The sequence below is a fragment of the Candidatus Zixiibacteriota bacterium genome (assembly GCA_036480375.1).
Lineage (GTDB): Bacteria > Zixibacteria > MSB-5A5 > GN15 > JAAZOE01 > JAZGGI01.
Map to the genome: position 1 here is coordinate 36,850 of JAZGGI010000022.1, position 25,698 is coordinate 62,547.

At 45.4% G+C, this 25,698-nt stretch carries 31 protein-coding genes; all 31 read right to left on the reverse strand.

The window, feature by feature from the left end; all coding sequences use genetic code 11:
• Positions 1–13 precede the first annotated feature (13 nt).
• A complete protein-coding gene (locus tag V3V99_05545; GenBank protein ID MEE9442113.1) occupies positions 14–418 on the reverse strand; it encodes a response regulator in 405 nt (134 codons plus the stop codon).
• A 91-nt stretch (positions 419–509) separates the two neighbouring features.
• Positions 510–923: a response regulator gene (locus V3V99_05550; GenBank protein MEE9442114.1), complete on the reverse strand. Its 414-nt coding sequence runs from the start codon at positions 921–923 to the stop codon at positions 510–512.
• A 44-nt stretch (positions 924–967) separates the two neighbouring features.
• A complete protein-coding gene (locus tag V3V99_05555; protein MEE9442115.1) occupies positions 968–1,753 on the reverse strand; it encodes a chemotaxis protein CheW in 786 nt (261 codons plus the stop codon).
• Position 1,754: 1 nt separating this feature from the next.
• Positions 1,755–2,147, reverse strand: a complete 393-nt coding sequence (locus V3V99_05560; protein MEE9442116.1) for a hypothetical protein — start codon at positions 2,145–2,147, stop codon at positions 1,755–1,757.
• Positions 2,134–2,505 (reverse strand): response regulator, encoded by a 372-nt coding sequence (locus tag V3V99_05565; GenBank protein ID MEE9442117.1) that lies wholly within the window; start codon positions 2,503–2,505, stop codon positions 2,134–2,136. Before V3V99_05565 ends, V3V99_05560 begins: the two co-directional genes overlap by 14 nt.
• Positions 2,483–4,288 (reverse strand): histidine kinase dimerization/phospho-acceptor domain-containing protein, encoded by a 1,806-nt coding sequence (locus V3V99_05570; protein MEE9442118.1) that lies wholly within the window; start codon positions 4,286–4,288, stop codon positions 2,483–2,485. Before V3V99_05570 ends, V3V99_05565 begins: the two co-directional genes overlap by 23 nt.
• On the reverse strand, positions 4,288–5,154 hold the full coding sequence (locus tag V3V99_05575) for a GAF domain-containing protein (GenBank protein MEE9442119.1): 867 nt from the start codon (positions 5,152–5,154) through the stop codon (positions 4,288–4,290). The genes V3V99_05570 and V3V99_05575 overlap by 1 nt, the downstream gene beginning before the upstream one ends.
• A 1-nt stretch (position 5,155) precedes the next feature.
• On the reverse strand, positions 5,156–5,770 hold the full coding sequence (locus V3V99_05580) for a hypothetical protein (protein ID MEE9442120.1): 615 nt from the start codon (positions 5,768–5,770) through the stop codon (positions 5,156–5,158).
• On the reverse strand, positions 5,751–6,272 hold the full coding sequence (locus V3V99_05585; protein ID MEE9442121.1) for a PilZ domain-containing protein: 522 nt from the start codon (positions 6,270–6,272) through the stop codon (positions 5,751–5,753). Before V3V99_05585 ends, V3V99_05580 begins: the two co-directional genes overlap by 20 nt.
• Before the next feature lies 1 nt (position 6,273).
• Entirely contained in the window at positions 6,274–7,038 is a 765-nt protein-coding gene (locus V3V99_05590; GenBank protein MEE9442122.1) for a PilZ domain-containing protein, read from the reverse strand.
• Position 7,039: 1 nt separating this feature from the next.
• Positions 7,040–7,795, reverse strand: coding sequence for a flagellar brake domain-containing protein (locus V3V99_05595; GenBank protein ID MEE9442123.1), 756 nt, complete (start codon positions 7,793–7,795; stop codon positions 7,040–7,042).
• A 3-nt stretch (positions 7,796–7,798) separates the two neighbouring features.
• Positions 7,799–8,971 carry a DUF2225 domain-containing protein gene (locus tag V3V99_05600; GenBank protein MEE9442124.1) on the reverse strand — a complete coding sequence of 391 codons (1,173 nt, stop codon included), beginning with the start codon at positions 8,969–8,971 and terminating at the stop codon, positions 7,799–7,801.
• A gap of 30 nt (positions 8,972–9,001) precedes the next feature.
• Entirely contained in the window at positions 9,002–9,442 is a 441-nt protein-coding gene (locus V3V99_05605) for a hypothetical protein (GenBank protein ID MEE9442125.1), read from the reverse strand.
• Positions 9,443–9,461: 19 nt separating this feature from the next.
• Positions 9,462–9,755: a hypothetical protein gene (locus V3V99_05610; GenBank protein ID MEE9442126.1), complete on the reverse strand. Its 294-nt coding sequence runs from the start codon at positions 9,753–9,755 to the stop codon at positions 9,462–9,464.
• 30 nt (positions 9,756–9,785) lie between these two features.
• The gene (locus tag V3V99_05615) at positions 9,786–10,658 is read right to left on the reverse strand and encodes a FliA/WhiG family RNA polymerase sigma factor (GenBank protein MEE9442127.1); all 873 of its coding nucleotides are present in this window, start codon (positions 10,656–10,658) and stop codon (positions 9,786–9,788) included.
• A gap of 7 nt (positions 10,659–10,665) precedes the next feature.
• Positions 10,666–11,514, reverse strand: a complete 849-nt coding sequence (locus V3V99_05620) for an AAA family ATPase (protein MEE9442128.1) — start codon at positions 11,512–11,514, stop codon at positions 10,666–10,668.
• A gap of 1 nt (position 11,515) precedes the next feature.
• On the reverse strand, positions 11,516–12,637 hold the full coding sequence (locus tag V3V99_05625) for a hypothetical protein (GenBank protein MEE9442129.1): 1,122 nt from the start codon (positions 12,635–12,637) through the stop codon (positions 11,516–11,518).
• Positions 12,627–14,702, reverse strand: coding sequence for a flagellar biosynthesis protein FlhA (flhA, locus tag V3V99_05630; GenBank protein MEE9442130.1), 2,076 nt, complete (start codon positions 14,700–14,702; stop codon positions 12,627–12,629). Before flhA ends, V3V99_05625 begins: the two co-directional genes overlap by 11 nt.
• Entirely contained in the window at positions 14,695–15,774 is a 1,080-nt protein-coding gene (gene flhB / locus V3V99_05635) for a flagellar biosynthesis protein FlhB (protein MEE9442131.1), read from the reverse strand. Before flhB ends, flhA begins: the two co-directional genes overlap by 8 nt.
• Positions 15,775–15,776: 2 nt before the next feature.
• A complete protein-coding gene (gene fliR / locus V3V99_05640; protein MEE9442132.1) occupies positions 15,777–16,574 on the reverse strand; it encodes a flagellar biosynthetic protein FliR in 798 nt (265 codons plus the stop codon).
• A gap of 182 nt (positions 16,575–16,756) precedes the next feature.
• Positions 16,757–17,026 carry a flagellar biosynthesis protein FliQ gene (gene fliQ / locus V3V99_05645; GenBank protein MEE9442133.1) on the reverse strand — a complete coding sequence of 90 codons (270 nt, stop codon included), beginning with the start codon at positions 17,024–17,026 and terminating at the stop codon, positions 16,757–16,759.
• A gap of 7 nt (positions 17,027–17,033) precedes the next feature.
• Positions 17,034–17,813 (reverse strand): flagellar type III secretion system pore protein FliP, encoded by a 780-nt coding sequence (fliP, locus tag V3V99_05650; GenBank protein MEE9442134.1) that lies wholly within the window; start codon positions 17,811–17,813, stop codon positions 17,034–17,036.
• A complete protein-coding gene (gene fliO, locus V3V99_05655; GenBank protein ID MEE9442135.1) occupies positions 17,797–18,345 on the reverse strand; it encodes a flagellar biosynthetic protein FliO in 549 nt (182 codons plus the stop codon). The genes fliP and fliO overlap by 17 nt, the downstream gene beginning before the upstream one ends.
• A gap of 28 nt (positions 18,346–18,373) precedes the next feature.
• Positions 18,374–19,102: a flagellar motor switch protein FliN gene (gene fliN, locus V3V99_05660; GenBank protein ID MEE9442136.1), complete on the reverse strand. Its 729-nt coding sequence runs from the start codon at positions 19,100–19,102 to the stop codon at positions 18,374–18,376.
• Between the two features lie 6 nt (positions 19,103–19,108).
• A complete protein-coding gene (gene fliM / locus V3V99_05665) occupies positions 19,109–20,104 on the reverse strand; it encodes a flagellar motor switch protein FliM (protein MEE9442137.1) in 996 nt (331 codons plus the stop codon).
• A 15-nt stretch (positions 20,105–20,119) separates the two neighbouring features.
• Positions 20,120–20,737, reverse strand: coding sequence for a flagellar basal body-associated FliL family protein (locus V3V99_05670; GenBank protein MEE9442138.1), 618 nt, complete (start codon positions 20,735–20,737; stop codon positions 20,120–20,122).
• Positions 20,727–20,960 (reverse strand): flagellar FlbD family protein, encoded by a 234-nt coding sequence (locus V3V99_05675; GenBank protein MEE9442139.1) that lies wholly within the window; start codon positions 20,958–20,960, stop codon positions 20,727–20,729. Before V3V99_05675 ends, V3V99_05670 begins: the two co-directional genes overlap by 11 nt.
• Before the next feature lie 12 nt (positions 20,961–20,972).
• Complete coding sequence (locus V3V99_05680) at positions 20,973–22,961, reverse strand: flagellar hook-basal body complex protein (protein MEE9442140.1); 1,989 nt, start codon at positions 22,959–22,961, stop codon at positions 20,973–20,975.
• Between the two features lie 108 nt (positions 22,962–23,069).
• A complete protein-coding gene (locus V3V99_05685) occupies positions 23,070–23,471 on the reverse strand; it encodes a TIGR02530 family flagellar biosynthesis protein (GenBank protein MEE9442141.1) in 402 nt (133 codons plus the stop codon).
• Between the two features lie 3 nt (positions 23,472–23,474).
• Complete coding sequence (locus V3V99_05690) at positions 23,475–24,152, reverse strand: flagellar hook capping FlgD N-terminal domain-containing protein (GenBank protein MEE9442142.1); 678 nt, start codon at positions 24,150–24,152, stop codon at positions 23,475–23,477.
• Positions 24,153–24,164: 12 nt separating this feature from the next.
• Positions 24,165–25,652: a flagellar hook-length control protein FliK gene (locus V3V99_05695; GenBank protein ID MEE9442143.1), complete on the reverse strand. Its 1,488-nt coding sequence runs from the start codon at positions 25,650–25,652 to the stop codon at positions 24,165–24,167.
• Between the last annotated feature and the right edge of the window lie 46 nt (positions 25,653–25,698).

A 25,698-nucleotide genomic window follows, 5' to 3' on the forward strand; every position in this document is an offset into this window, starting at 1 on the left:
TATGATCCTCGGTTTAGCCTTCTCTTGATATATTCCCTCGACCGGACATCAATCTCCAGTAGGCACGTTCAACTATAAGATTTATCTCAAAACTCTTGAACGGTTTAGTAATATATTCATCAGCTCCAAGCAGCAACGCGTCCTTGACGCTATATGAATCCCCATAGGCGGTCATAATAATCACTCCGATCGATGGATATTTGCTGCGGACATTTTTTAACAACTCAAACCCATTCATTTTGGGCATTTTAATATCGGAAATAAGGAGATCGTATGTTCCCTGAGAGAGTTTATCTAACGCTTCCTCGCCGTTTTCGGCAGTATCTACACCATACCCTTCCTGAACAAGAATTTTCACAAGCAGGTTACGAAGCATTTCCTCATCATCAACCACCAAAATTTTGCATTCAGCATTCATATTTTCCTGACCTATAGTCTATAACGCATTAAAAGAGACACCCTAATTATATTAAATCGGGAAAATTGTTAAAAAGTTGAGCTTATAAGAGTTAACATTTTTCTATCGCCAAATCGGCCAATTCGGCAATAAAATCGTCTAAATTTACCGGTTTTCGCAGTACTCGACACCCACCCATCGTTCCCGCCTGCCGAATCAATTCTTCGGTGGCATTACCGGTAACAATCACAATGGGAAGATGGGGCCGCGATTTTTTAATGTTTTCGATCGCGTCCAATCCTGATATCTCGGGCATAACCAGGTCAAGAGTAACTATGTCATAATTGGTATTCTTGACCTTTTCGATGGCTTCCATACCGCCTGAAGCCGCATCGACATTAAAAAGTGGTGAGGTTTTGCAAAAATCGACAAAAACGTTCCGGACGCTTTCTTCATCATCAACTATAAGTATATTAATCGGTTCCCCTGCCCGCTTATCGATTAGCTTTTGAATCATTTCATTCATGGTATACCCGCTTTGTATTAATCATTAAATTGCTATCAAATTCACTATGTCAGCTTTTGACCATCTATGATTAAAATCAAATTATCTTCTTTCTTGAAAATACCCTTTAGAAATCGCGATGCCTGAGTTTTTGCCTTTTCAGGCGCATTTTCAACCTGAGAACTCTTAAGCCTAACGACCTCCGTTACGGCATCGACCTTGATACCTGCCAAATTATTATTGTAATCCAGAACAATAATCCTCGTGTTTTTATCATCGTCTTGCTCCGGATACCCCATTCGAGTGCGTAAATCAATCACCGGAATGATGCTTCCCCTCAAATCGATGACGCCTTTGACATAGACCGGGGCATCTACAATCTTTGTCACTTCCGCGGAACGGTTGATTTCTTTGATATTATTTATATCAATCCCAAACTCTTCATAATTGAGATTAAAACACACCAGTTGAATTTCCTCATCGCTCAGATTCTCATCTTGCGTGATTTCCGGTTCATTAATACCCTGATCGTCCGCACTTATATTATCGACGGGCGCGGGGACAATTTCTTCCCTGACCATTTCTTCTCGCTCTTCAACGCTGGCCTTGTCGGTGATATTTTGATCGAACTCAGCGTGAATTATATCTTGTTCGGACTCAAAAACTCCTGATTCAATCGGTATCGATTCAATCTTCTTTTTGGTTTTTCCCGCTTTTGGAGCGGTTACCTTTTTCCTCTTTGCAATGGTTTTCGTCTCTTTCTTTCGCTCCTTAGCCGTTGAGGACTTTTTTCCTGTTGATTTTTTCCCGGTTTTCGATGGAATGGATATTGGTTTGGCTTTGCGTGACATTTTAATTGACCTGCTTCTGATTTTTTAATTTGGTTAACGTTTCCATTATTTCCTGGCTTAAATTATAGACATGTATTAAGGAGGCCTCGATTTTGTCATAGGCTCCTCTTTTCTCAATCACTTCAGATGATGACGGAAGACTAAAGAGCATTGCCCGTTCATTTCGAAACGATTCCAAAACTTCCTTTACCCGCGCTGAGGATTGATTTGATTGAGAGATTAATTCAGTAAACTGGCTTTGCATTTCCTTAAGAGTAGCCTCCTTATTTTGAATACGGGCCACGGTAATCGCCAAATTTAGCGCCTGCAGTTTAACATCGTCAGCCAATGATTCAACCTGCTCGGCTAATTGTATCAAAACATCTTTCGATGATTTGTCGCTATTTAGTTCCACAAGCATCCTCGGCCAGTAATTCTTTTACCTTATCTTTCAACGGGGCCAGGTCTGATGATTTCATCAAATAAGCGTCGGCCAGCCATGATTGAAAATCAGACTTATAGGTCGAATAAGCGGAGTTCAGAATAATCGAACAATTAGCCTGCTTTTCTCTAAATTGCTTTAACAATTCGAGACCGTTGACATCCCCCAGTTCGATATCGAGGATAATTATATCGGGAGAGAATTCCTCAGTTAAAGACAACGCGTCTTCAGCGTTCGATACCGCTTTGACGATATATCCCTCCGATTCGAATTCTTTCCGATATAAAACCTGAATATAGGTTTCGTCGTCAACTATCATTATTCTGGGCATTTTCAGCCTCCTCACGCCGGGGAAGATGGATATAGAGAATCGGACCGCTATGAGCGTCTGATTCAATTCCAAAAATCCCGCCGTGGTATTTAAGAGTTTCCTCAGCGACGATCAACGATAACCTTTTAGTGCTGTTACTGGCGCCGAAGTACAATCGGAGTTCTTTATTTATCTGACTTTCATTATTTTTGGAATTTTCAAAACTCAATTCCATCCGCAGAGTGTTATCGCAAACGCAGGTGCTTACTATCGGAATCAAGGAACCATCAAAATCATTCATTATAACTTGAAATATCTGGTAAAAGGCATAAAGCATTTGATCGTAATTTCCCCAGAATGGAAGATTTGATTCACCCAATGACAATTTGGCCCGACTTCTGCCCTGCCCCAGCCTGACCGTAAGCATATTTATTGATTCTTTAATCAGTTGATTGAGATCGAGACAAGCATCCCTGGTTCGGGAAGCTTTGGAAAAATCAAGAACATCGGTCAATACTTCTTCGGCCCTTTGCGTTTCCGAGACAATAATATTTAGATATTCTGTATCGGGGGAGTCGACCGGTTGGTGTTTATTCATCAAGTTAGCAAAACCGCCAATTATCGTCAGAGGATTGCGCAATTCATGTGCAACAGCCGCCGTTATTTCTCCAATAACCGACATCTTCTCGGCTTCAATTATTTGGTTCTGGGTTGCGGCCAACCTTTTATTCATGTCTTCCAATTCCAGAGCTCTATCTTTCAAATCTTTATATAAATACGAACGCTCCACCGCCGCCGCAGTTTGATCGGCAATTAATTTCAAAAAGCGCCTATCATCATCGGTTATGGTATCCCCCGTTATAGCGTTGTCAACGACTAAAAGTCCAATCGCCCGGTCTCGTGAGATTAAAGGAGTCGTCGCTACTCGGATATCACCCATTTTGCTTAAATATCGCCGGGTTATATCATCAATTTCGTCGTCAGAATCAATGACAATTGATTCTTTTTCTTTGATGGCTTTTGTAAACAATGAATCCATCGTCAGATTGATTCGCAGGGCCCGAAAGCGATCATTGAGAGTACCGCCGTCCTGGAAATTATCACGATAAATCGACAAAGTCTCGACCAGGGTGCGATCATCGCTCTCCAACGCCGCCCAAATTTTCCCGGCCTCCTCGGCATCATTCGGACCGACCGCCAGATGCCCCTCCAGGAATTTTCCATCTTCATTCAACATAAATAAAAAGGCTCGGTTGAAACCCAATCCCTGCCGGGCTGTCACCGCGGTCAAAATAATATTCAGGATTTCATCGGTATCCCTTGCCGAAGCGACAGCCTGAGTAATTTGAGAGACAATTGATAACTCATTTATCCGGTTGTTTAATTGCTGATGTTTTTTCTCCTGTTCGGTTACATCATCGATAATGCCGAAAACACCCGCTATATTTCCGCTTTTATCCCAGGCACAGTTACATGATAGGCTGTAATAAGCAAAATGCCCGGTCAGGTTTGTGCCGGGGAAGCAATCAATCTTGAAATGTCCGTCGGTGTTGAACAGGTTTCGAATACGCTCTATAATAGTTGAGGAGAGGAAAAATTCCAGTTGCGCCAACGGTTTGCCATGAGCCTCTTCGACCGATTCAAAGCCAAAGATCTCAATCGCTCGGCGATTAAGCCTGGTCAGACAGCGAGACGTATCTATAAAAAACACTCCGACGCAATTGGCGTCAAAGCAGTTTTCCAGACATTGATGCTCACCCATATAGCTATCAAGTATGGGAATATTTTCTGCTTCAGTTAGCATTATTCAATTCCCGAGCTTTTATCAAGATTGAGCATGGTTTCCTTATTATTACGCGTATATTGTTCAGAAACCAGGCGATCGATTTTCATTAATTTGTGCGTTATTAACGATATTTGACGAGCCCCGTCGACAATGGCATTGACGCGTTTGGTTATCTTTTCGGGCAAATCCGCCGACTCCAATTCTATGATCTGGGCGTTACCTACAATGGTGGACAAAGGATTGTTGACCTCATGATTGACTGATATGGCCAATTCACTGACTGCCTTTAATTTCTCCTGAGCTATGAGTTGGGCCTGGGCTTCTTTTAGTCGAGTCTGGGTTTGTTCAAGGTACAGGTTTTTTTGTTCGAGCTGTTTCAAATAATTTAGCCGCTCCAGCGATACCGCAATCTGGTCAGTAACTATTTCTAAAAATCGCCTCCGATTCGTATTAAAGGATTTGGAGGTACTGTCGGAAAAACACAAGACGCCTACTAATTCATCATCCATCAACAGGGGCAAAATTAAAATACCATCGTGGTGTTTACGTACATGGTCAATTCCCGGTTCACGACCCGGAATATACAGAGGCTGTTTTTGTTTTGCGGCCCAACCGGCCAATCCCATCCCCTGCCCGAACTGCAAAAAATCCAGGACATTAACCGTTTTACCGCGAGTAGCAACCTCTTTGAGTTCGTTTTGAACTTTATTGAAAAGATACATAGTGGCAGAGTCGAACGGAATTATTTGGGCTATTAAATCCAGAATTTTTAATAGAGATTTTCTGCTCGTCGGTTTATCCCGCAGGATTTTGGAAATCTCGGCTACCAGCTCGATTTTACTCCAAAAATTTGAAACCTCTTCTTTTATCTCAAGTGTGTTCAATCTATCTGCCTCTTAGATGTGGCTTAATTTCGGTAACAATTTCGGATGCCGCTTTATCTTCCAACTTTCGCAAAAATCTTATTTTTTGAGGGGCTGACATATGTAGATCAGGATCATCGGGGTAATCTTCAGCCAACTGCCATTGTCTTGGACCGGAAATTCTCGTTTTCAATTTCCAGGTGCTGATAATTTTACCGCGATTTAAATCAATAAAGCTAAACATGCCGTCAACCTGGCCCTCGACAATATAACGATTCAATATGTAGGGAATTGAAGTGCGCTTGCGAGTTACAATTTCTCTATTATCCAACCGCAAATATATTAAATACCTCGAGCCGCATTCGTGTCCCCATTCCAATAATCGTTCGAGATTAAACCTTTCATTCGGAGGAGTCGGCAAAGTGCTGTCTTCCGCGGAGACAATCACTTTGAGATTCATTTGCATCGACAGCTTTTCGACCAACCGGTCAATTAATGCCAGGTCATAAATATCGCTTTTTTGCTTTTCTATAACAATCGATATGGTTCTCTGGTCCGATTGTGCCACTGCCACCGCATTGACACAGAGTACGACCATTATTAGCGCCGTTAATATTTTAGGCGTCATCGGTTTCATTTAATTTCCTTGAGTAAATATAATTATTGAGCAAATTCCTGAGCCGCTCGGTGAATGACGACAGATCAGTGGATAGCTGTCCCAATTCGATTTGACTCATATTGTCGTTGAGTTTTTCGCGGGTAATCGACTCCACGCCGACAAGGTATCCACCCGAATCCATCTCAACCCGCTTGACTCTACCCAGGATATTATCAATCGTTTCGCATCCTTCGAGGCGCAGGGACATCGACAGAATGGTATTTTCCAAAAGGGGTTGTTCGATAAACATCAGTATCCCGCCAGCCGAAATATTGATGATTTCGCCCTCGCCGGAAGGACCGTCGCCCGTGGGCCAAAACCCATCGTCCGATTTTATAGATTGATACGAAACCGGTGCGTCAATATCGATGCGAATAAAGCGACGACGATTATCCTCCATAATCTTGAAGGGCGCGCGAATCTCAAAATCGACCGTTGTCGTTGACGGTAACCCTTTACCGGTGTGTTTGGTTGCTGACATCCTAAACTCCTTTATCCTTTTTTTCACTTATTTTCGTTAAATATTTTCCAAGCTCTTGTTGCTTTTGGTTTGTAAAAGCAAGCATTATGGGCGGTAATGCCGTCCTCGCCTGCCGGGAAAAATGATTATGTAAATTGTCAGCGGTTATGAACATTATCCCGCAACTGCACCCGCTTTTGCCATATCCCAATTTAGCCGACCAGCGCACTTGTCCGAATACAAACAACGGACCGGCTAACATGTCGATTTCGAGATTTAATAAGAAATATGAACCGACATCCGCTTGCAGTGAAGTTGATAGCAATATTCCTCCACTTGAGAAATCAACCGTCTGACATTTCTTCCATCTCAAATGACTGAATTGCCCCGACGACATACTCAAATCGGAAATCGGAGTATAAACTGTTTCAATAATAAGCGGTAATCTCTGGGTTAATCGACGATTCGCCTTGATAATATCACTATCAATTATAAGAATGCGAGCGGCATTATTATCCGCGATATAATCGGCTCCGGATTCATACAAAACACCATTTAGAACAAAATTAACCAATACTCGCGCCGATGTTCTTAAATATCCGTTACCATCAATATTCTTCGGAAGATTTATTTGCAATTGATTATCATCGACCGATAATATTTTTGCCGTATAGACGGTATTTCCATTATTCGTACCGGGGAGCTTAATAGTAATATCTTTCTGTATCAGCAACGGCAGCTCTTCAATCAGATGACGATTAAGCTTTATTCCATTCCCGGTCGTCATGTTAAATTATCCCCTTTTGCCTCATCTCCAGTTGCTCATTGAATAACTCGGATACAAGTTCGTTCTGTCGGCGATCATAAAAATCTTTGAGATTGTCAGGAATACAGGATAATTCAGGATTGCGGAGAAACTTCGGCAAGTCTTCGGCCAAAATAAATTCCACGCCCGTCATCCATTTCCTCTTGTCGCTATGACGAGCCTGCCGACAAACGGCAATTACATATGATGGCAGATTTTTTATATTGATATGCGTCAGGTCAATTACCATTAGCGTATTAAGATTGATTTTCTCTTCAGTCGTCATCAATAAGCCGCCGGCCGAGATATTTATTGTTTTGCTGTCGAGATATTTGACTTTAGAGATATCCAGCGTTTCTTTAATAGGGCGTTTCGGCACGAAATATTTTACCGGCATCATTTTATCAAGTCGTACAAATCTCCTCCGCTGCAATCTCTGAACTCGCCCCAGTTCCGTTAGGTGCATTGTTTCGGGCGATTTTGGATGTAGTTCTTTGAGACGAGCCCTAAACGAATAGGCGGCATCGGCGCGGGTAAAGCGAACCGAAACAATCCTGTTGTTGGCCAGAAGACTATCGCCGTACATAAACTCGGGACGACTTATAATCAGTCTTCTATTTTCTATGTCCATAACACGGCACGAATATATACCCTCTTTACCGGTTTCACCCACGGCTATTTGCAGGCGTTCCCACACCTGGACCTTATTCGCTGTGGTTTTTTTCGTCGATAATGCCATTGACTATTTTGCCTCAGCCAGATTTTTCTTTCCTTGTTTCATCGCCATTTCAAGTATTTTCCGAGCCAGAGCGGTACGTATTCTATCGCCGCGAATCTCGTTAATAAATTCCTGCCCTGTTTTAATAGTGTTGTTGAAATACTGGCGAGCCGTGTCATGATCACCAATCTGACGGGATAATTCGGCGATCAAATATGCCGCTTGAAGAGTCGGATTCCCTTTTGCAATCTGTTTACCGGATTCAAAGGCGGCGATATAGTATTTAACCGCTATTCGTATCGCTTCCATTTCGGAACAGGCGATACCGTCCCAATAACGTCTCAACCCGGATAAAAATTCGGAAAAACTCCCGCAGTTATAAAATGCTTCACCGGAACCTGAACCTGCCACTACACCCGCGGATGCTTTTGATACCTTCAATTGCACCTTGAGATCGTTTAAGATAGCCGTTCCGTTTGAACCCAGATCTTTCAGGCTTTCGATTAATTGAGTATAATTCTCCTTTTCGGATTCAATCTCGCTATTGCTTCCGGCCACCTGGACGCAATAAGCATCGACTGCGTTTATCAGGTATTCGGTGTTTCGAGATAGTCCCGTCATCCAGTTATTCAAATCATTAATGGCTCTTTCAATGTCATCGATATGCATCGGTCGAGGGGCTTTATCCACGGTCGCATTGCCAGCATTCATAAAGCGGAACATCCAGGCGATTCTCAGATAAAATCTTCCCAGATCAAGATGAGCCGGGTGATCATAGAGTAATTCATCATAAGCGGCCAAAGACATCTTCAAAATGGCGCTTTCATCGGGATATTTTTCATGATCGATTGACTGACCGATCACATTAACAAATGAATCACCGGAGGAAAGCTCTTCCATATGATGCTCTTTAATAACTTTCTGGCGGTAGATCCTGAAATTATTATCTTTACTCCATTCCTTGTAAGCGTTGTTAAATTCACGAGTGTAGAAGCACTTGGAACAAGTGACCGTGAAAAACAGTAAGGGATGATACTTTTGATAACGCGGATTGCGCCATTTGATGATAGTCGGACAAAAATCCGTCTGTCGTTCCCCCTCGGTATATGCGCCGACTCTAATGGTCTCAAACTCATTAATCGTCCCGCATACTGGGCATTCAATTTTCGTTAAAAATAAAGGTGAATCCATGCCCATTTTTTATTCCTTTCTTTTCTCCGGAAATATTCAGGCATTTCCAACGGCTGATATCAATTCCAATTCATCTTCTGTCAACGGGAGCTGCTCCAGTAATTCATGATTTGACTTTCCCTCCGCCATTAATCTGCGCGCCTGTCGATAAATTTCTCGCCTGTTTTTCTGCCGGTCGTCAGATGTAAATACAGGAATTATATTTTCTTCATGCCCCGCTTGCTTTTCGACGATTTCATCTAAGGGAGAGGCCGCACCGCGGGATTTTTTGAGCGACATAAATTCCGGATTGGGCTGAGTTAAGGCATCAATTTTTTGTCGTGTCCGCGTCTTTACGCGATTGGTGTTATCTTCTGTCGCATTCCCATCTTTGCGAGCCTGGCGACGATTGACCAGCAGTAAAACAAGCATGGCCACCATCAAATACCCGGCCAGGTTCAGGCCGAATTCAATTAACACATCCTGTGAAAAATCCATTTTGTTACTTCCTTTTTTCCTATCCTGTTAAATCAAGGTGACCCGACTGCTCTTTATCGTTTTCGGCGGTCTCATCATTTTTCTTTTTATCCCGCTTCTTTTCTTTTTTCTCTTTTTCCTTATCGCCTCTAATAATTACCATATCCGTTTCCTGTGTCTCACGTGTTCGTTCCATTTCGGCGGCGGCTTGTTCTTTGAGAGCGTCGGCAACCTGCCTCTGCCCCATCTCGCCGTGAGATTTCTGGATCTGGTTCATCCTTTCGGCAGCCTGGGTCTTGGCCAGGTTATCCTGCAAATCGATGGGACGTACCATAACACCTCCTCCCGCCGGATTTTGGCGGATTTAGGTGAGACCGAATTTCTCGCGAACCATTCCTCGCAACTTAAGAACCGCCTTGGTGTGAATCTGAGAAACCCGGGACTCCGATATTTTCATTACTTCGCCTATCTCTTTCAGCGTCAATTCCTCGTAGTAATACAAAGCGATCACTAATTTTTCCTGCTCAGTCAATTTCTCTATGGCATACACTAAAAACGCCTGGAGCTCGCTCCGCTCAAGCTTTTTGAGCGTCGTATTGGCTTTTCCATCTTCGACAGTCTCAATGCGCGGAACCTGGCGATTATCTTCCTCCCTGAAAATCAATTCATCCAGAGATAGAAGAGCCGTTTTGGAAACATCTTCCAGGGCATAATGCAATTCCTGTACATCAACTTTCAGGCTCTTAGCCAGTTCATCATCGTTGGGCGCCCGGCCCATTTTATTTTCAAAATCCAATAGCGCCCGCTCAATTTCTCTAGCCTTAGCTCGGGTCGATCTTGGCACCCAGTCGAGAGCCCGCAATTCATCAAGAATAGCTCCTCTTATCCGGGGCACGGCATAAGTCTCGAACTTGACGCCCCGGTCGGGATCAAATTTCTTGAAAGCCTCCGTCAGGCCGATAACTCCGGTATTGATCAGATCGCTCAATTCCACCGACCGAGGGAAATTTATCGCCATCCGTCCGGCGACATTTCGCACCAGAGGCAAATAACGATTCAAGAGCTTGCGGCGGATTTCAGGATCCTGACACTTTTGGTATCGGAGCCATTCTCTTCTGGCTTCCGCGTCGCGCTTTGCCTTTTCCTTCTGGGCGGCGGTTTTCTTGTCATCCTTCGGCTTAGCTTCTGCGGCCTTGGCAATCCCGCGTTGTCTTTTATCCTTGACTGTGCTAATCATTTGTCTGCTATTCCTTTATATCGGCCCCTTGCGGGCTTAAGCTTAAGGGTTTGCTATCAAAACTTTCAGTGATTTCAGATTCCGCCAGTAGCCCGGTAAGAGCCATAAATTGGCGGGCGCTGCGGCAATCGGGGGCGAAATCGAAAACGCTTTTTTGCATCGCCACCGAATCAACCAGGGTATTATCGTTTGGAATCCAACCCAGATAGGATGGATTTATCTTAAGGAATTGATTTGTAATCGCCGTAAACTTCCGGTAAATATATTTAATATCCTCCAACCGATCTTCGCGATTGATAAGAAGAGCTACTTCGAGATTGGAGTTATTGGTAATCAGGATTTTATAAAGGGCGTAGGTATCGGTCAAAGATGTCAATTCGGGAGTCGTGATTAATATATTTTTGTCAACGGCGTTTAGTATCAGATAGGTTTGAGGCAATATTCCGGAAGCCGTATCGATAATTATTAAATCATAATTGTCAAGCATCTCCCGGAGGCGAACCATTGATTTTGCGAGGGCGTTAATTTCCGGTAATTTGATTTCCGTCTTAGCGCCGGCCGACGGCAGGATATCCAACCTATCACTGGCTTTGATTACGCAATTTTCAATCTCAGTAATGCCGCCACAAGCATCACCCCAACCATAATCCGAGGCAACATTTGATAGCAAAGCGATATTGCCCATTTGAAAATCGCCATCGACCAATAGCACTTTTTTACTTTCAGACAGCGCCCGGGCAAGATTATATGATATGATTGATTTGCCCACTCCGCCTTTGCCCGATGCGACTGATATCATTCCGGCTGTGAGAAATCCCGGCTCGGGCGGTTTTTTAAGGTTCAAACGATTTGACATCTTAGAATCCCTCCCCTCTGCCGAAGAGTGATTGCACCAACGGTCGATATTCCGGATAAGCGTCAAATTGTCCGGCTTTGGTACCCGCGCCGACCATTGCAATCGGTAATCCGGTTTGTATCGACGCCGTCAAAATTCCTCCCAGGCGATGGGTTTGATCGGTCATAGTCACGGCCAGTTCGGTAAAACCAAGCGGTTGATACGCCAAAAGACATTCCATAAGATCCGATGCCCGGAACCACGCCGGGAAAATTCCAACCACCCGATCGGCTCTTATGCGAGCGAGTTTTTCGGCATACAAGGCGATTGATTGAGTGTCGTATCGATTTAGGGCGGGAGTATCAATGATTGTTATTTTGTCTTTGCCCAGTGAATCAAGAAGCCCTTTATCGACATGCCGCGGCATGTCGAAGTAATCAACGTCGAGTATATCAGCGTAAATATGAAACTCCTCCGGTGCGGAGACTTTCACTTGATCGAGAGACGTCAAGTTTACCGGTAATTTTTCATTAGCAATCAGATGACCGGCCAGACGGCCCATAGTTGATGTTTTGCCGGAGCCGGAAGGACCGACAAAAACAATTCTATCACCGATTTTAAACCGCTGTTCGGATTTTCGAGAAGGCAAATTTTCGCATATTAAATCAATCGCCATCGAACGGAGATCATCAAATTCGGCTGATTCCGACATTTTGTCCCGCAATTTGTCTGTTATCTCGCAGGCGTAATATTCCGGGATATCGGCATCGATCATTGCCGAGAATATTCTTGAAAAATTCCGGGAATAGGTTTGCCGTCTTATAGGCATCTGGAATAAATCCATGAGGAAATCGAGCTTATGTGTAATGGCTTCGGCCGGAAATGAGGCATTCGAGTTTTTGATCGCTTTTGTGGGAATATCATGAACCGGTCTTTGAACCTGGATTGTCTTAGGTTCAGACAGAGTCGCTCGGTCGCCCGATTTATCGACGCAAGCTGTTACTTCAACTCGACCGCCCATCTGTCTTTGCCGGTCGGTTTCAATTTTTCGGGTTCGGAGAATTACCGCTTCCCCACCCAACTCGCTGCGAACTTTTTTCAAAGCTCCCGCCACCGTATCGGCGGCAAATGATTTAACTATCATTTTGCATCTCCACTAATCCGCATGAGACTAATTCTATGTCCCTGTGAATTTCATTGTAAGAGACCACGGTCAACTGCGGCAGGGATACTTCCATCAGCCTGCGGAAAGCCAATCTTATATTGGGCGAGGTCAGGCAAATCGGATGATGTCCGGCCGTGGATAGCTGCTCCGCCTGTTTGACCGTTTCATTTATCAGCCGCTCGCTAACCTCCGGCGGCATAACTATCATTATTCCTTGTTTGGTGTTCTGAATGGAATCGGCCAGGAGTTGCTCAACGCTGGGCGATAATGTGAAGCAATGTATTTTGCCCTTATCATCTTTGAGCATATCCGATATGCGCCGTCTGAGAGAAATGCGGCAATATTCCGAGAGAACCTCGGCATCTTTGGTGATCGAGGCATAATCGCCGACCGTTTCCATGATCGTTCCCAGATCTCGAATCGGGACTCTTTCCGATAGCAGCATTTGCAGAATTTTATGAATCGTCGGCAGCGAAAGGACTTCCGGAACGACGCCTTCAACCAGAGTCGGCTGATCTTCTTTCAAAGTATCCAGGAGATGTTTAATATCCTGTCGGGAAATAATCTCGCTGGCATTGCATTTGATAATTTCCGTTAGATGGGTTGCCAATACGGCCGACGGTTCAACGACGGTGTATCCCTTAGCCTCGGCCGTTTCCTTAAGATTGGGCACAATCCACCGCGCTTTGAGTTGGAAGGCCGGTTCGACGGCATCAAACCCCTCAATTTCATCTTCAATATATCCGGGATTAATCGCCATTATGTGATCGGGCATCAATTCGGCTTTGGCAACGACGAGACCTTTAATCTTGAAGGCATATTCGCTGGGCTGGAGTTGAACATTATCACGTATCCGAATGGCTGGAACAATCATCCCCATATCTATCGCCAATTGTTTTCGGATGGTGCTTATTCTATCGAGAAGGTCGCCGCCCTGATTAGTATCGACCATCGGTATCAATCCATATCCGATCTCAACTTCCAGGGTATCGACTTTGAGAAGGTCTTCGGTTCTTTCTTCGACCAATTTTTCTTCGGATTGTTCTTTAGCCAGTTTCTTCTGTTTCGCCTGTTCTTTGTTACCTTTCTCGATCATGAAGGCGACAACCCCCAGAACCGTACCAAGAATTACAAACGGCAGAGTGGGCATACCGGGAACTACTCCGAATATCAGGATAACGCCGGAAGCCACCATAATCGCTCGCGGCTGTAATCCGAGCTGTTTGGTCAAATCCTTACCCATATTGTTATCAGCCGCGGAGCGGGTAACGATAATACCAGCCGCCGTGGAAACGATTAAGGCCGGTATCTGCGTCACCAGTCCATCACCGACCGATAACAGGGTATAAGTCTTGAGAGCCTGAGAAACGCTGAGATCGCGCATGACAATACCGACAATGAAACCGCCAATGACGTTAATCACGGTTATCAGGATACCGGCAATGGCGTCTCCGCGCACAAACTTGGAGGCGCCGTCCATCGCTCCGTAAAAATCCGCTTCCCGGCTGATTTCCAATCGTCTCTTTCGAGCGTCGTCATCGGATATCAACCCGGCGTTCAAATCGGCGTCAATGGCCATTTGTTTTCCGGGCATGGCATCGAGAGTAAAACGGGCCGCTACCTCAGAAATTCGGGTAGCGCCTTTCGTGATGACGACAAACTGGATAATAACCAGAATGAAAAAGATGATGAAACCAACAACGTAATTGCCTTTGACGACAAAATTACCAAATGAATTGATGACCTCACCGGCATATCCCTCGCCCAGAATTAATCGTGTCGAAGCTACATTGAGAGACAATCGCACCAGCGTAACAATTAAAAGCATCCCCGGGAAAACCGAAAGATCAAGCGGGCTGGTGACATAGAGCGTGGCGATTATAATCACAATTGAGAAGGCGATATTAAACGCCAGAGCAAAGTCGAGCAATCCGGGCGGTATTGGTAAAACCAGAACAGCGATAACCGCGACAACCAATCCGGCCATAGCTATATCACTATGATTAGTGATCGTTTCCAACAGGGAGGTTTTTTGCTCAGGCACGCGCTACTCCTCCCTTGCCCTTTAGTTTATAGATATATGCCAGAACTTCAGCTATAGCGCGATAGAGTTCGGCCGGCACATACGAACCTATATCAACCATCTTGAACAATGATCTTGCCAACGGCTTATTTTCAACAATCGGGATATCATATTTTTTGGCGATTTGTTTAATCTTCCTGGCGATCAGTCGTTGCCCCTTGGCAACCACCATAGGAGCCGCCATTACATCGGAATCATATTTAAGAGCAACAGCAATAAGAGTCGGGTTGGTCACGACCACATCAGCTTCGGGTACTTCAGAAATCATTCGGCGCCTCGCCATATCCCTCTGCACCTGCTTAATGCGGCCTTTGAGAACCGGATTTCCATCCGTATCTTTCATTTCTTCGCGGACTTCCTGCTTGGTCATCTTTTGCTGATTGGCAAAATCCCAACGCTGGAACGCAAAATCGAACAGAGCCAGGATAAACAGTACCGCGGATAATTTTAGCGCCAGAACCAGGGCCAGTTTACCCAGATTGATTCCGAGTTGACCCGTCGCTTTGGTTCCCACCACAAGGATATCGGGCATCCATCCCGAGATGGTTGTATAAGCGACGATCGCGATTAAAATCGTTTTGACAACATCTCGAACTAACTGAACCATCGACCGCTTGGATAGTAGTCGGCCAAAACCTTTAATGATATTGAGCTTATCGAATTTGGGCTCAATTGTTTTGAAAGACATCATGAATCCTACCTGCGCGACGTTAATTCCGAAGGCAATAATTGCTACAATCAAAAGAACCGGCCCGACAATAGCGGCGAAATTCATCACTTTATTGGAAAATATTTTATGAAAGCTGTCGGGAACAAGAGTCATATTGGGCGCCTCGGTGAACGTATGGCGAATCAAGTCACCCATCTGGTTAAAAATAATGGGACCCATCAAAAACAGAGTCATAAAGGCAAAACTGACGATAATCACCGAGTTCAATTCCATTGAACGGGCGACCTGTCCTTTTTCACGGGCTTTCTTTAGCTTCCGTGGTGTTGCCTTCTCTGTTTTTTCCTGTGATGGTTTATCAGCCATGTCTAAATATTCCCGCTCACTTCAAACAGTTTCATCAAATGCGCCATCTCCTTATTGAGGGCGGCGTTGAAATTGCGCAGGATCATTGAAAAAGCCGGTAGCGACAGGCCTATCAAAAGCAATCCTGTAAAAATTTTCAGAGGAAAGCCCACAATAAAAATATTCATCTGGGGCATGGTGCGGGCCAAAACGCCCATCGATACTTCAACCAGAAACACCGTCATCATTACCGGAGCGGCAAATTTGACGGCCAAAATAAACGCGAACGAACTGTATTTTATTATCCATTCGCCGACCGCCCCCGATGGTGTTGATAATCCCAGGGGAATCAGTTTGAATGAATCAACCAAACCGCCGATAATGGCATGGTGTCCGTTGATGAAAAGAAAGATTAGAGTCGCCAGCAAAAACCACAACTCGCCAAGTATTGAAACCGGCCTGGGTGAGTTGGGATCAACGACATTGACCATCGCGAATCCGATTTGATAACCGACTACCGAACCGGCCAACCTCACGCCAATGAACAGTATGGAAAAAATGAATCCGATAAATACTCCAACCAGTATTTCTTTAAGACAAAGAATCAGTAAATCGATCAGGCTTTCAGTCAGTGGAAATTGAGCGTTGCTCATAATCGGCAGAAGAACGGTAGCGAACCCTAAAGACATTCCCACCGCGAGTTTTTTGGGAATTGATCGATGCGAAAATATCGGGGCGGCGACCATAATCCCCCCTATACGCATCATCAATAGAACAAATAATTGAATTTTTTCTGCGCCAAAGTTGACAAAATCCAGCACTCTTCCCACCTACATTAAAGGTTATCACCCTCACGAATTGCAACCGGTGTGCCGGATTGAAACAGCCACCCCACAAAGATTAAGTCGTTGTCTATGATTTACTTAAGGAGATATTTAAAAGGCCGCTCATATAAATGAGCGGCCGGACAGGAAGAGATTGCCTAACGGCATAGGAATAATTTTCAGGCAGCCAAACTGGGTATTGATTCGAACAATCGCGTCGTAAAATCTACGATCAGATTAATCATCCAGGGTAAAAAGATCAGCAGGGCGGTGGCCACCGCAACGATTTTGGGAATAAAGGTCAGTGTCATCTCATGAACCTGCGTTACGGCCTGCAGTAAAGAGATAATTAAACCTACAATAAGTCCGAAAGCTAACATCGGCGCCGATACCATTAGGGTCAGCATAATTGCCTCTCGGCCCAGTGATAATACAAATTGTGGAGTCATAACTCACCTACCTAAACGATTCAACTAAAGCTTTTACAATCAGGTACCACCCGTCCACCAATACAAAGAGTAGTATTTTAAATGGCAGAGCCACCATTATGGGTGGTAACATTAACATACCCATCGACATCAAAACCGATGCCACGACCATATCAATAATCAAAAACGGAATAAAGATAACGAACGCGATTTGAAATGCCGTTCTGAGTTCACTGATGACAAATCCGGGAATTAACAGTCGGGTTGGGATTTCATCTCTATTTTTTGGCTGCTCCATCCCAGAGAGTTTTACAAATAACGCGAGGTCTTTTTCACGAACCTGTTTCAGCATAAAAGTGCGAATCGGCTCCATACCGCTTTCAAAGGCCGCTTCCTGAGTAATCTCCCCATCCAGATAAGGCTTAAGTCCTTGATCATAGGCTTTATTCGCCACCGGCGACATAACAAAAAAAGTTAAGATGAGGGCCAACGCAATGATCAACTGATTTGGCGGCATTTGATTGGTGCCGATGGCCTGGCGCAGAAACGAAAGGACTATGACTATCCGAATGAAAGATGTCATCATCACCAAAATTGATGGAGCCAGAGTCAAAACGGTTAACATCAATACTATCTGAAGTGCGACCGATAAATCACTTGCGTTTTCGGATGGCTCAACCCCTAAAGATATTTTTGGCAAGGCTGTTTGCGCCTGTGCGGATGCGCCAAACATGATTATAAGAAAGACTCCAATCAATACGAGCCTGAACAGCCATTTTGGTTGGGCGGAATTACACTGTCGTTTCATTTCCGCCTCCTTTGACTGCTCTGTTTTTAAAAAGTTTCCCCGCGGCTTCCGTTAGAGCGTTTTGAAATCCCTTTGACGATTTGGTTATCATTTGGCGATTTTCTTCGGGTAGTTCGTCCCACTCGCATTCTGTCAAAAGGTTAATATTTGCTTCGGTAATACCGACCAATATCGCCCGGTCAGCCATTTTCAAGAGGCAGACTGATTTCTTAGGCGCCAAATAAGTATGTTCGACGACCTGCACAGTTTTTCCCCGCGCGGCTCGCCCCAGACCATTACCCGATAATTTTCTCAGAAGAAAAACGGTCAGGTATATGATTGCGACAATAACCGCCAGGGCGATCCCGATGCGGGAAAGCGACGGTAAGACTTCGCTCGTTATCGAGGGTACTTCCGGCCCATCTGATGCAGGATTTTGTACTGCAGATTGCTGATTTTGAACCGCTTCGACCGGCATTTCATTATCGGCCATAATTGGGATTATGAATAATACTAACAGTAATCCCAGCCATGTCAGGCATTTAATATACATCTCTTCCCATGCTCCTCCCTGTATCAATTTATTGTTGAGCCAAGCTCTTCAGTCTTTCCTCGGGAGACATTAATAGTGTGATACGAACGCCAAAGTTTTCATCTACAACCACAACTTCACCCTTGGCAACCACGGCATTATTGACTAACAAATCTACCGGCTCACCGGCCAGTTTATTGAGCTCAACAACCGATCCGGGACCGAGTGTCAATAAATCAGAAATAGCCATACTGGTTCGCCCCAGTTCAATCGATACCGGCATCTTGACATCCAGCAAAATGTCAATATTCCTGTGCGAATCAGTTTCCGAAGGAGTAGGACTCAACTGCTGGAATTCAGCGGGATGAGCTTCCGGCTGTTCCATTTTGATTCCGCTCAAATCGGGAAATTCATCAAGACTATCGCCTTCGGCGCTATCCGATTCTTCCATCATGGCCAGCATCGCCGCTTCAGCATTTTCTTCAGAGACGTCCTCTTCGTTTACCATTTTGTCAAATTCCGCGGCGCCCTCTCCCTCGGCGCCTAATCCGGAATCATCCTCGGCCTCGGCTTCTTCACTATCTCCGGATTCTGAGATTTCGGCGCCACCACTCATCTCTTCCGAACCTGAGCTTCCGGAATCATCAGCGGCTTCAGCTTGAGCAGCATCAGATGCTTCCTGGCTTTCAGCGTTAGCATCATCAGCGTTTTCCGTGGCGCTGTTGACCGCCTGCTGTTCCTCATCCAATGAGGAATCCGGTTTGTTTTCATCCGGCATTTGTTATTACTCCTTTCCGATCTCTTCCAAAATCTTGATAATCGTAAAGCCCTTTTTATTACCGATCAATCCGGGCCGACCCAATAGCTTTTTCCGATTTCTAATAAAAATATCCATTTCTTTATTTATTTTTGTGTTGGTGGTAATAATATCCCCAACTTTCATATTGATGAATTCCCTGATTCGTACTTCCGTACCAGCCAGTATTGCCTGCATCGGAACTGCCAGCCCAAGAAGATTTTCACGATTGACTTCTTCATCGATTTCCATTGATTTTCGTTTGGTCGCGTCAATCCAGTTTTGAGCTGATAGTTTCCCGATGATATTTTCCAGAGCTATATAGGGGTAGCATATGGTTATCAATCCGGTCGACTGGAAAAGTTTGAGCTGAAGCGAGATAACAATTACTGTCTCGCCAGGCGGTACAATTTGCACGAACTGAGGGTTGGTCTCCAGACTCTTTTGCTCGATTTGAATGGGACAAATATGTGCCCAGGCATCCTCGAGCTCTTTAAAAATAACCCGGACAATACGATTCATGAGTGAGCGTTCAATACCGGTCAACTCACGGCCCGTATCGAGAACCTTACCCATCCCACCGAACATGCGTTCGACAAAAGCATAAGTCAGAGTCGGATTAAAATCGACAATGCAGGCACCATCCAGAGGTTCGGCCGTAAATGTGAAAGTACATGACGGTGAAACCAGCGACATTATAAATTCGCTGTAGGTTATCTGATCAACCGACACCAAATCGACATCAAGCATGGCTCGATGAATATTGGAAAGTACCGAACCAATATGACCGGCGAAGTTATCATGCATGTTCTCGATCGTACGCAACTGATCTTTTGACACTCGGTTGGGGTGCTTAAAATCATAAACCACAACCGAGCGCAGCCGGTCGGCGGCGGCGACTTCCTTTTCGCCTTCAATATCATCTCCCGAAGTTACCGTCGAGAGCAGCGCGTCAATCTCATCCTGTGAAAGAATTTTTGCCACTTTGCGTCCTCTTTACTATTGCATCGCAAACTCGGTGAAATACACCGCTTCGATGTCATCTGTCTTGAGTAATTTTTGTACCCGCAACTTGATTAATTTGCGGAGGCGTTCCCGTTGCTTAAAGTCGCTCAACTGAGGAACCGACTGCGAAGAAAGTATTGTAATCAAAGCATCGCGAACGACAGCGTCCCGTTCGCGGAACAACTTTCCGGCCTTGGCGCTTTTCAGCTCAAAACCGATTGATGTCGATAAAAATCGGGTTCCTCCTGTTCCGGCGGGATTGACGATAATTTCATTTATCAAGTAGATATCACTGTCCGGAACATCTCCATAATCTTCATCTTCAGAACCGCTCGAGTGAGAGTCCCTTTCGGTTGAGGCATGAGAATCTTCGCTTTCCTCGGCTTGCTCTTCATGTCCCGATTTTGATTCATCTTCGGCTACTTCCGCCGCCTCATCTCCTCCGGCAAACATTGGCTTGACAACCTTCAAGGTTACAAACCAGGCCGCCATAACCATCACTATGACAATGGCGGCGTAAATGCCGTACTTTACAATCGGTGATGAACCTTTTGAAGTTTCGGACGATTCCGTTTCCTCAACTTCCATCATAGTGTTATCATCATCCGGCATGATTAACTCCCTCTAAATTGGGGGCCTTCTCCGAGATATTAATTCCCGAAGAAAGCCTTTTGAATTCAGCTACTTTTTCAACTACAATTTCCGCTGATTCCTGTATCATTATCTTTTTTCCGGTAACAAGGGAGACTATCGTATCCGGAGTAGCCTCAATAAACTCAATCAAATCCGAATTTATTACCAGCTCTTCTCCGTTTAATCTTGTCACCGTAATCATTGTCATTTATCCTTAACGTTTCAGATTCACCAATTCATCGAGCATACTATCAGATGTAGTAATTACCCGGGCGTTAGCCTGAAAACCGCGCTGAGCGGTAATCATGTTGGTGAACTCCATCGCAATATCGACATTGGATGATTCCAAAGCGCCGGAACTTATCGTTCCCGACACGGTTTCACCGGCAACACCATGAATCGCGGTTCCGGAGTTGGCCGATTCTTTATAGAGGCCATGTCCGGCACGACGCAGGCCGCCTTTGTTATTAAAGTCTGCCAGAATCACCTGGGCCATAGTACGCGACAGACCGTTACTGAATAACCCGGTTATTGTACCGTCTGGTGAAATTGCCATATTCTCGAGAATACCCATGCCATATCCATCCTGATAGATGGCTGAGGCTGTAAACGGAGCCGCGAATCCGGTGAGGCCATTGAACTGCGAAGTGCTGCCGGAGTTAAGCATTATGTCGACGACATCACCGCCATTTCCGGGATCAAAACGTAATGACGAAGCGCCGCCGTTATATTGGAAGTTCAAAAGCGAACCATCGGTGTTAAAGCGAATCGTTCCGGATCCGCCTTCCATAATAGTCTCATCTCCGGGGAGCGAAATTGCCCAATCCCACAGGTTGTCGGTTGTCGTTCTGGTGAAAGTCATTATGACGGTATGCTTGCCGCCCTGGGAGTCATAGGTTGTGATAGAAGTTGAGTGCTGGGTAGCGGCAGTTTGGATTTCCAAAGTACCGGCCGAAATTCCCTGATAAGATGACGTCTTAATCGTAATGCCACCTCCACCGAGATCTTCCACGCCCATCGCCATACCTGTGGTTTCATCGACTGCGATAATCAAAGGATGCGGTGATTCAGCGGCTTTTCCAAACGGAGTAAAGGAATCAACAGCCGTAAAAGTATGATCTAATCCGCCGATGGTCTGAACGCCCGCACCGTCAAGCCCAAAAAGACGGTTTATCAGGTTTGGCTGAGGCGGAACGCCGGCCGCATCCGCATTGCCGGCTGAACTCGTAACATAATATGCGGAATTTGATCCAGCTTTTGATCTTTCAATGATTACCTGAGCGTTGGATGGGTCTGTAAGCGTATCAAGAGTACAGGTTACTCCTGCAATGTTATTTATAGAATCAACCACATTTGCAATAGTTGACAATAGAGTTAATCCTCGAATTTGAGTAGTGGTGGTTCCGTCAACAGTAATATCAAAGTCCAGTCCGGTAGCATCTACGCCAAGATCAGCCAGGGTGGTATTTCCTGTCATGGCGCCATTAAGGTTTCCCGGACCAGCCGTGGTCGGGTCAAATGTAGAGCGTACCGCCTGGCCATTACCGCCGTTATCGTCAATAACAACTACGTGTAAGCCGCCGGCGCCATCTTCGGCCATACCGGTTACCTGGTCAATTCCGGTCCCTCCGGAAAGCATAAGGGTGGCGATTGAATCAGTGGCGGCGCTATCAAGGTTATTAGCCAGATTAATTGTCGTTGTCGCATGAGCCGGATCCTGTTGTCCGAAAGGAAGCCGAATGTCACCGATAGTCGAGATAGCGGGGATATGACCGGTTGAATCGGCCATCTTACCCCGCACCTTCCAACCGGTGCCCGGATCTACGAGATAACTTTGGGCATCAATACCAAATGCTCCGGCCCGGGAGTAAAATTCACCGATGCCGTCAGAGAGGACAAAAAATCCCGAACCCTGAATAGCCAGGTCGGTAATTTGTCCGGTATTTTCAAGTCCGCCCTGATGGAACAGTGTATCAATAGCCGCTATTTTCATACCCAGTCCCATCTGAACCGGGTTAGTACCGCCCGATAGAGCCGTTGGCCGACCGGCGCCTTTCAGAGTCTGAACCAGAGCTTCCTGAAAAGTGACTCGACCGCCTTTAAAGCCTATCGTATTGACGTTTGATATATTATTACCAATCACATTCATCTTTGTCTGGTGATTGCGCAAACCGGTTACACCGGCGAAAAGTGAACTCATCATGAGACCACATCCTCCTTCTGTGCGTACCAGTCCCTCCGCCCAAGCGGAGTCCAACTGTTCGCTGATTTTTCCATTATTTCCATTATTTCCATTTCCAAAAATTCCATATTACAAAATTATCGCGCTGTCTATCGCGGTGAAGACACCGTCCCGCAGATTGTCTTTGTCAAAAGCAGTAATGACGGTGCGATTAGTTACTGAAACGACGTAAGCCGCGTCATTGGATAATACCAGTGATTCCCGAGCGCCCTTAGCCTCAGCCTTATCAATCGCCTGAGACAAAGCATTCAACATGGCATCGTCCAGTACCACGCCGCGCGAATGCAAACGCGCCCGGGCATGAGCCGAAAAATTAATATTGGCGTTTTTCTGAACAACCTCATCAAGGGTCGATTTGAAATTAACCTTGGTTCCGGTCCCATTCGCCTTGCCGGCCGGTTGAATCGGTCCGGCGGGACGAATCGTCTTGTCCGGCAAATTTACATTCTGATACGCGGTTACTTTCAGCATAGCCTATCCCTCATTAACCTCTCGGACTGATGACAACGGAATCTGCTGGCCGTTGATATTTAACAGAGCCAACCCTTCCTTGTAGGTAATACCGGATACTTTACCTTCCAGATACTGACGGGGAGTAAACGAATTACCATTGGTGTCTTTGGCAACAATATCGATCGTGTACACTCCCGATGATGCCTGGACGCCGTTATTATCGGTACCATCCCAATTGATGAGATGATCACCGGGTGTCAGTCCGTTTTTGTTAATTGTTCTGACGACATTGCCGTCAATATCCTTAATAGTTATTACCAACTCGGTGGCGGCCTTGTCAAGATCAACTGCAATATCGGCCGCTCCGGCGGTTTCCAGATATAACTGCGAGGAATCCGCCCGCACCGACCGACCGATTAACGATGTCGCCATAGTATTGGAGATTGTCTGCGACAGCAAAAAGTCATAGTTGAGGCTATCGATCATGTTACGGTTCATATTTTCCAACTGTTCCAATGAAGAAAACTGAGCCAACTGCGCGACAAAAGCCTCATCCTTAATTGGATTCATCGGGTCCTGATGGGATAGCTGGGCCACTAATAATCTGAGAAACTCATCTCGCCCGAGGTCTTTGCTGGGAGGCGCTATCTGCCCAAATCCATTTTTTGTATTAACATATGTTACATTTTCCAGTGGCATTTAAGACCTCCCTTACGCAAGACAATCTACCATAATCCGGTCAAAACTCTCACCGGACTGGTTAAGTCGGTTCTGGGCCTTTTCAAACATATCGCGATAGAATCGCTGACCCTGTTGATGCTGGCCATAATCACCCTGATAAAAATGATGCTGATGTCCGGCGAATGATTCCCCTCTGGTCGGACCGTTGACATGAAGCTGGAAAGTATCCACTTTGATGCCCGAAGCCGATAGCTGACTTTCCAGATGAGCCAGACCGCGCTCGACCGCCTGCTTGGCCTGCATCGAGTTGAGAACCAGGTTGATCGTCACATGACCACGATGACTGGCAATAGATAATTCCATCGTACCCAATCGGGCCGGCGACAACTGGACTCTGATTTTCTGACCCGGATTTTGTTTTAACTGATTCAATCCAAAATCAAGATCAAAGAACTTGACCGTTGGTGTCGACAACTTTTGATCAAACGAACCCTGATTATTCGAAACTGAAGAAGTGATTTCAGAGGTCGTCGGAACTTGAGTTTCAGATACTCGGCCATTCAATTTCTCAAAAGCGGAAGTCTCTGCGTTGAGAACGGAACCTGAATTAGTATTTTGCAGTCCTTTGGATACTTGTCCATTCTTTGAACTAATATCCTTTGGATTGGCTTCCAAAGTCTCAACATCAGGTAATGTCTCCTTAGTAATTCCTAACTTCGCGTCATTGATATTTTTTGGGTTCATCAATTCTACGACGGCCCGGGGAAGCGCCGATTTGGTCATTGCCTGAGCGTTTTCCTCGATGCCCTCTACGGCTATTAATTTCACGTTCAGATCCCGGATTAATTCCGGCAATTGTTTCACATGGCGAGCCGTATCCCCGTCGTTGCGAACATAAATAAGACCATCTCCAGATGTCTTATTCTGATTTCCGGTCACATCCAATTTTAACCGGATCGACACATCTTCCCCGGCCGCTGTTTTTAGAACGGCGTCGGCAAATAGTTGCTTCCCATTCAGCTCGACCGTCCGGATTTGCATCGGTAAAATAATTGTATTCTTCTCAGAAACTTCCGCCTCAGGTTTCAATCCCTGCGACAGATTATCACTCATCGATTTGAGTCTGAGAAAGATATCCTGATTCTCATCGCCTTCGACCATTACCAAATCAGCCTGCGCGAAATGCCCCGATTTTAATTCTGACTCGAGTGGCGATTGAATCTTTGTGTCCGGAAATATGACCTGCTTCAATCCTGCCATTTCCGCAAATTCCTGCGGAATAACAATCTTACCCGCACCCACGGTTAACGGCAGAAAGTCCTGCCGGATCAAAATTTCCGGGTTTAAACCATCCGTCATGCCCGGAAGCGTCATTTCAGACAACTGCAATTGCGGAAACAGACTCAGCAATTGCCCGAAGTCATCCGGGCTTGATCGGCCCTGAGCGGGCTGCTTCCCACCAAAACCCAATAACATATCAAACGGGCTGGCGGAAAGTCCCATGACTCCGTTATTCATAAACGCCTCCGGGAGATAACAGACAATCTTTGTGATTCACTAAAAA

Bases quoted from the DNA above. Each gene is read 5' to 3' on its own strand.
- V3V99_05555 (MEE9442115.1), bottom strand. From the start codon at position 1,753: ATGTCACGCAAAGCCAAACCAATATCCATTCCATCGAAAACCGGGAAA.
- fliO (MEE9442135.1), bottom strand. From the start codon at position 18,345: ATGTATATTAAATGCCTGACATGGCTGGGATTACTGTTAGTATTATTC.
- V3V99_05625 (MEE9442129.1), bottom strand. From the start codon at position 12,637: ATGATAGTTAAATCATTTGCCGCCGATACGGTGGCGGGAGCTTTGAAA.
- fliP (MEE9442134.1), bottom strand. From the start codon at position 17,813: ATGAAACGACAGTGTAATTCCGCCCAACCAAAATGGCTGTTCAGGCTC.
- V3V99_05620 (MEE9442128.1), bottom strand. From the start codon at position 11,514: ATGTCAAATCGTTTGAACCTTAAAAAACCGCCCGAGCCGGGATTTCTC.
- V3V99_05685 (MEE9442141.1), bottom strand. From the start codon at position 23,471: ATGCTGAAAGTAACCGCGTATCAGAATGTAAATTTGCCGGACAAGACG.
- V3V99_05570 (MEE9442118.1), bottom strand. From the start codon at position 4,288: ATGCTAACTGAAGCAGAAAATATTCCCATACTTGATAGCTATATGGGT.
- V3V99_05610 (MEE9442126.1), bottom strand. From the start codon at position 9,755: ATGGTACGTCCCATCGATTTGCAGGATAACCTGGCCAAGACCCAGGCT.
- fliQ (MEE9442133.1), bottom strand. From the start codon at position 17,026: ATGACTCCACAATTTGTATTATCACTGGGCCGAGAGGCAATTATGCTG.
- V3V99_05690 (MEE9442142.1), bottom strand. From the start codon at position 24,152: ATGCCACTGGAAAATGTAACATATGTTAATACAAAAAATGGATTTGGG.
- V3V99_05600 (MEE9442124.1), bottom strand. From the start codon at position 8,971: ATGGGCATGGATTCACCTTTATTTTTAACGAAAATTGAATGCCCAGTA.
- V3V99_05680 (MEE9442140.1), bottom strand. From the start codon at position 22,961: ATGATGAGTTCACTTTTCGCCGGTGTAACCGGTTTGCGCAATCACCAG.
- V3V99_05595 (MEE9442123.1), bottom strand. From the start codon at position 7,795: ATGGCATTATCGACGAAAAAAACCACAGCGAATAAGGTCCAGGTGTGG.
- V3V99_05590 (MEE9442122.1), bottom strand. From the start codon at position 7,038: ATGACGACCGGGAATGGAATAAAGCTTAATCGTCATCTGATTGAAGAG.
- fliN (MEE9442136.1), bottom strand. From the start codon at position 19,102: ATGCCGGATGAAAACAAACCGGATTCCTCATTGGATGAGGAACAGCAG.
- V3V99_05675 (MEE9442139.1), bottom strand. From the start codon at position 20,960: ATGATTACGGTGACAAGATTAAACGGAGAAGAGCTGGTAATAAATTCG.
- flhB (MEE9442131.1), bottom strand. From the start codon at position 15,774: ATGGCTGATAAACCATCACAGGAAAAAACAGAGAAGGCAACACCACGG.
- V3V99_05605 (MEE9442125.1), bottom strand. From the start codon at position 9,442: ATGGATTTTTCACAGGATGTGTTAATTGAATTCGGCCTGAACCTGGCC.
- V3V99_05670 (MEE9442138.1), bottom strand. From the start codon at position 20,737: ATGCCGGATGATGATAACACTATGATGGAAGTTGAGGAAACGGAATCG.
- V3V99_05550 (MEE9442114.1), bottom strand. From the start codon at position 923: ATGAATGAAATGATTCAAAAGCTAATCGATAAGCGGGCAGGGGAACCG.
- V3V99_05580 (MEE9442120.1), bottom strand. From the start codon at position 5,770: ATGAAACCGATGACGCCTAAAATATTAACGGCGCTAATAATGGTCGTA.
- V3V99_05615 (MEE9442127.1), bottom strand. From the start codon at position 10,658: ATGATTAGCACAGTCAAGGATAAAAGACAACGCGGGATTGCCAAGGCC.
- V3V99_05695 (MEE9442143.1), bottom strand. From the start codon at position 25,652: ATGAATAACGGAGTCATGGGACTTTCCGCCAGCCCGTTTGATATGTTA.
- V3V99_05565 (MEE9442117.1), bottom strand. From the start codon at position 2,505: ATGCCCAGAATAATGATAGTTGACGACGAAACCTATATTCAGGTTTTA.
- V3V99_05585 (MEE9442121.1), bottom strand. From the start codon at position 6,272: ATGTCAGCAACCAAACACACCGGTAAAGGGTTACCGTCAACGACAACG.
- V3V99_05545 (MEE9442113.1), bottom strand. From the start codon at position 418: ATGAATGCTGAATGCAAAATTTTGGTGGTTGATGATGAGGAAATGCTT.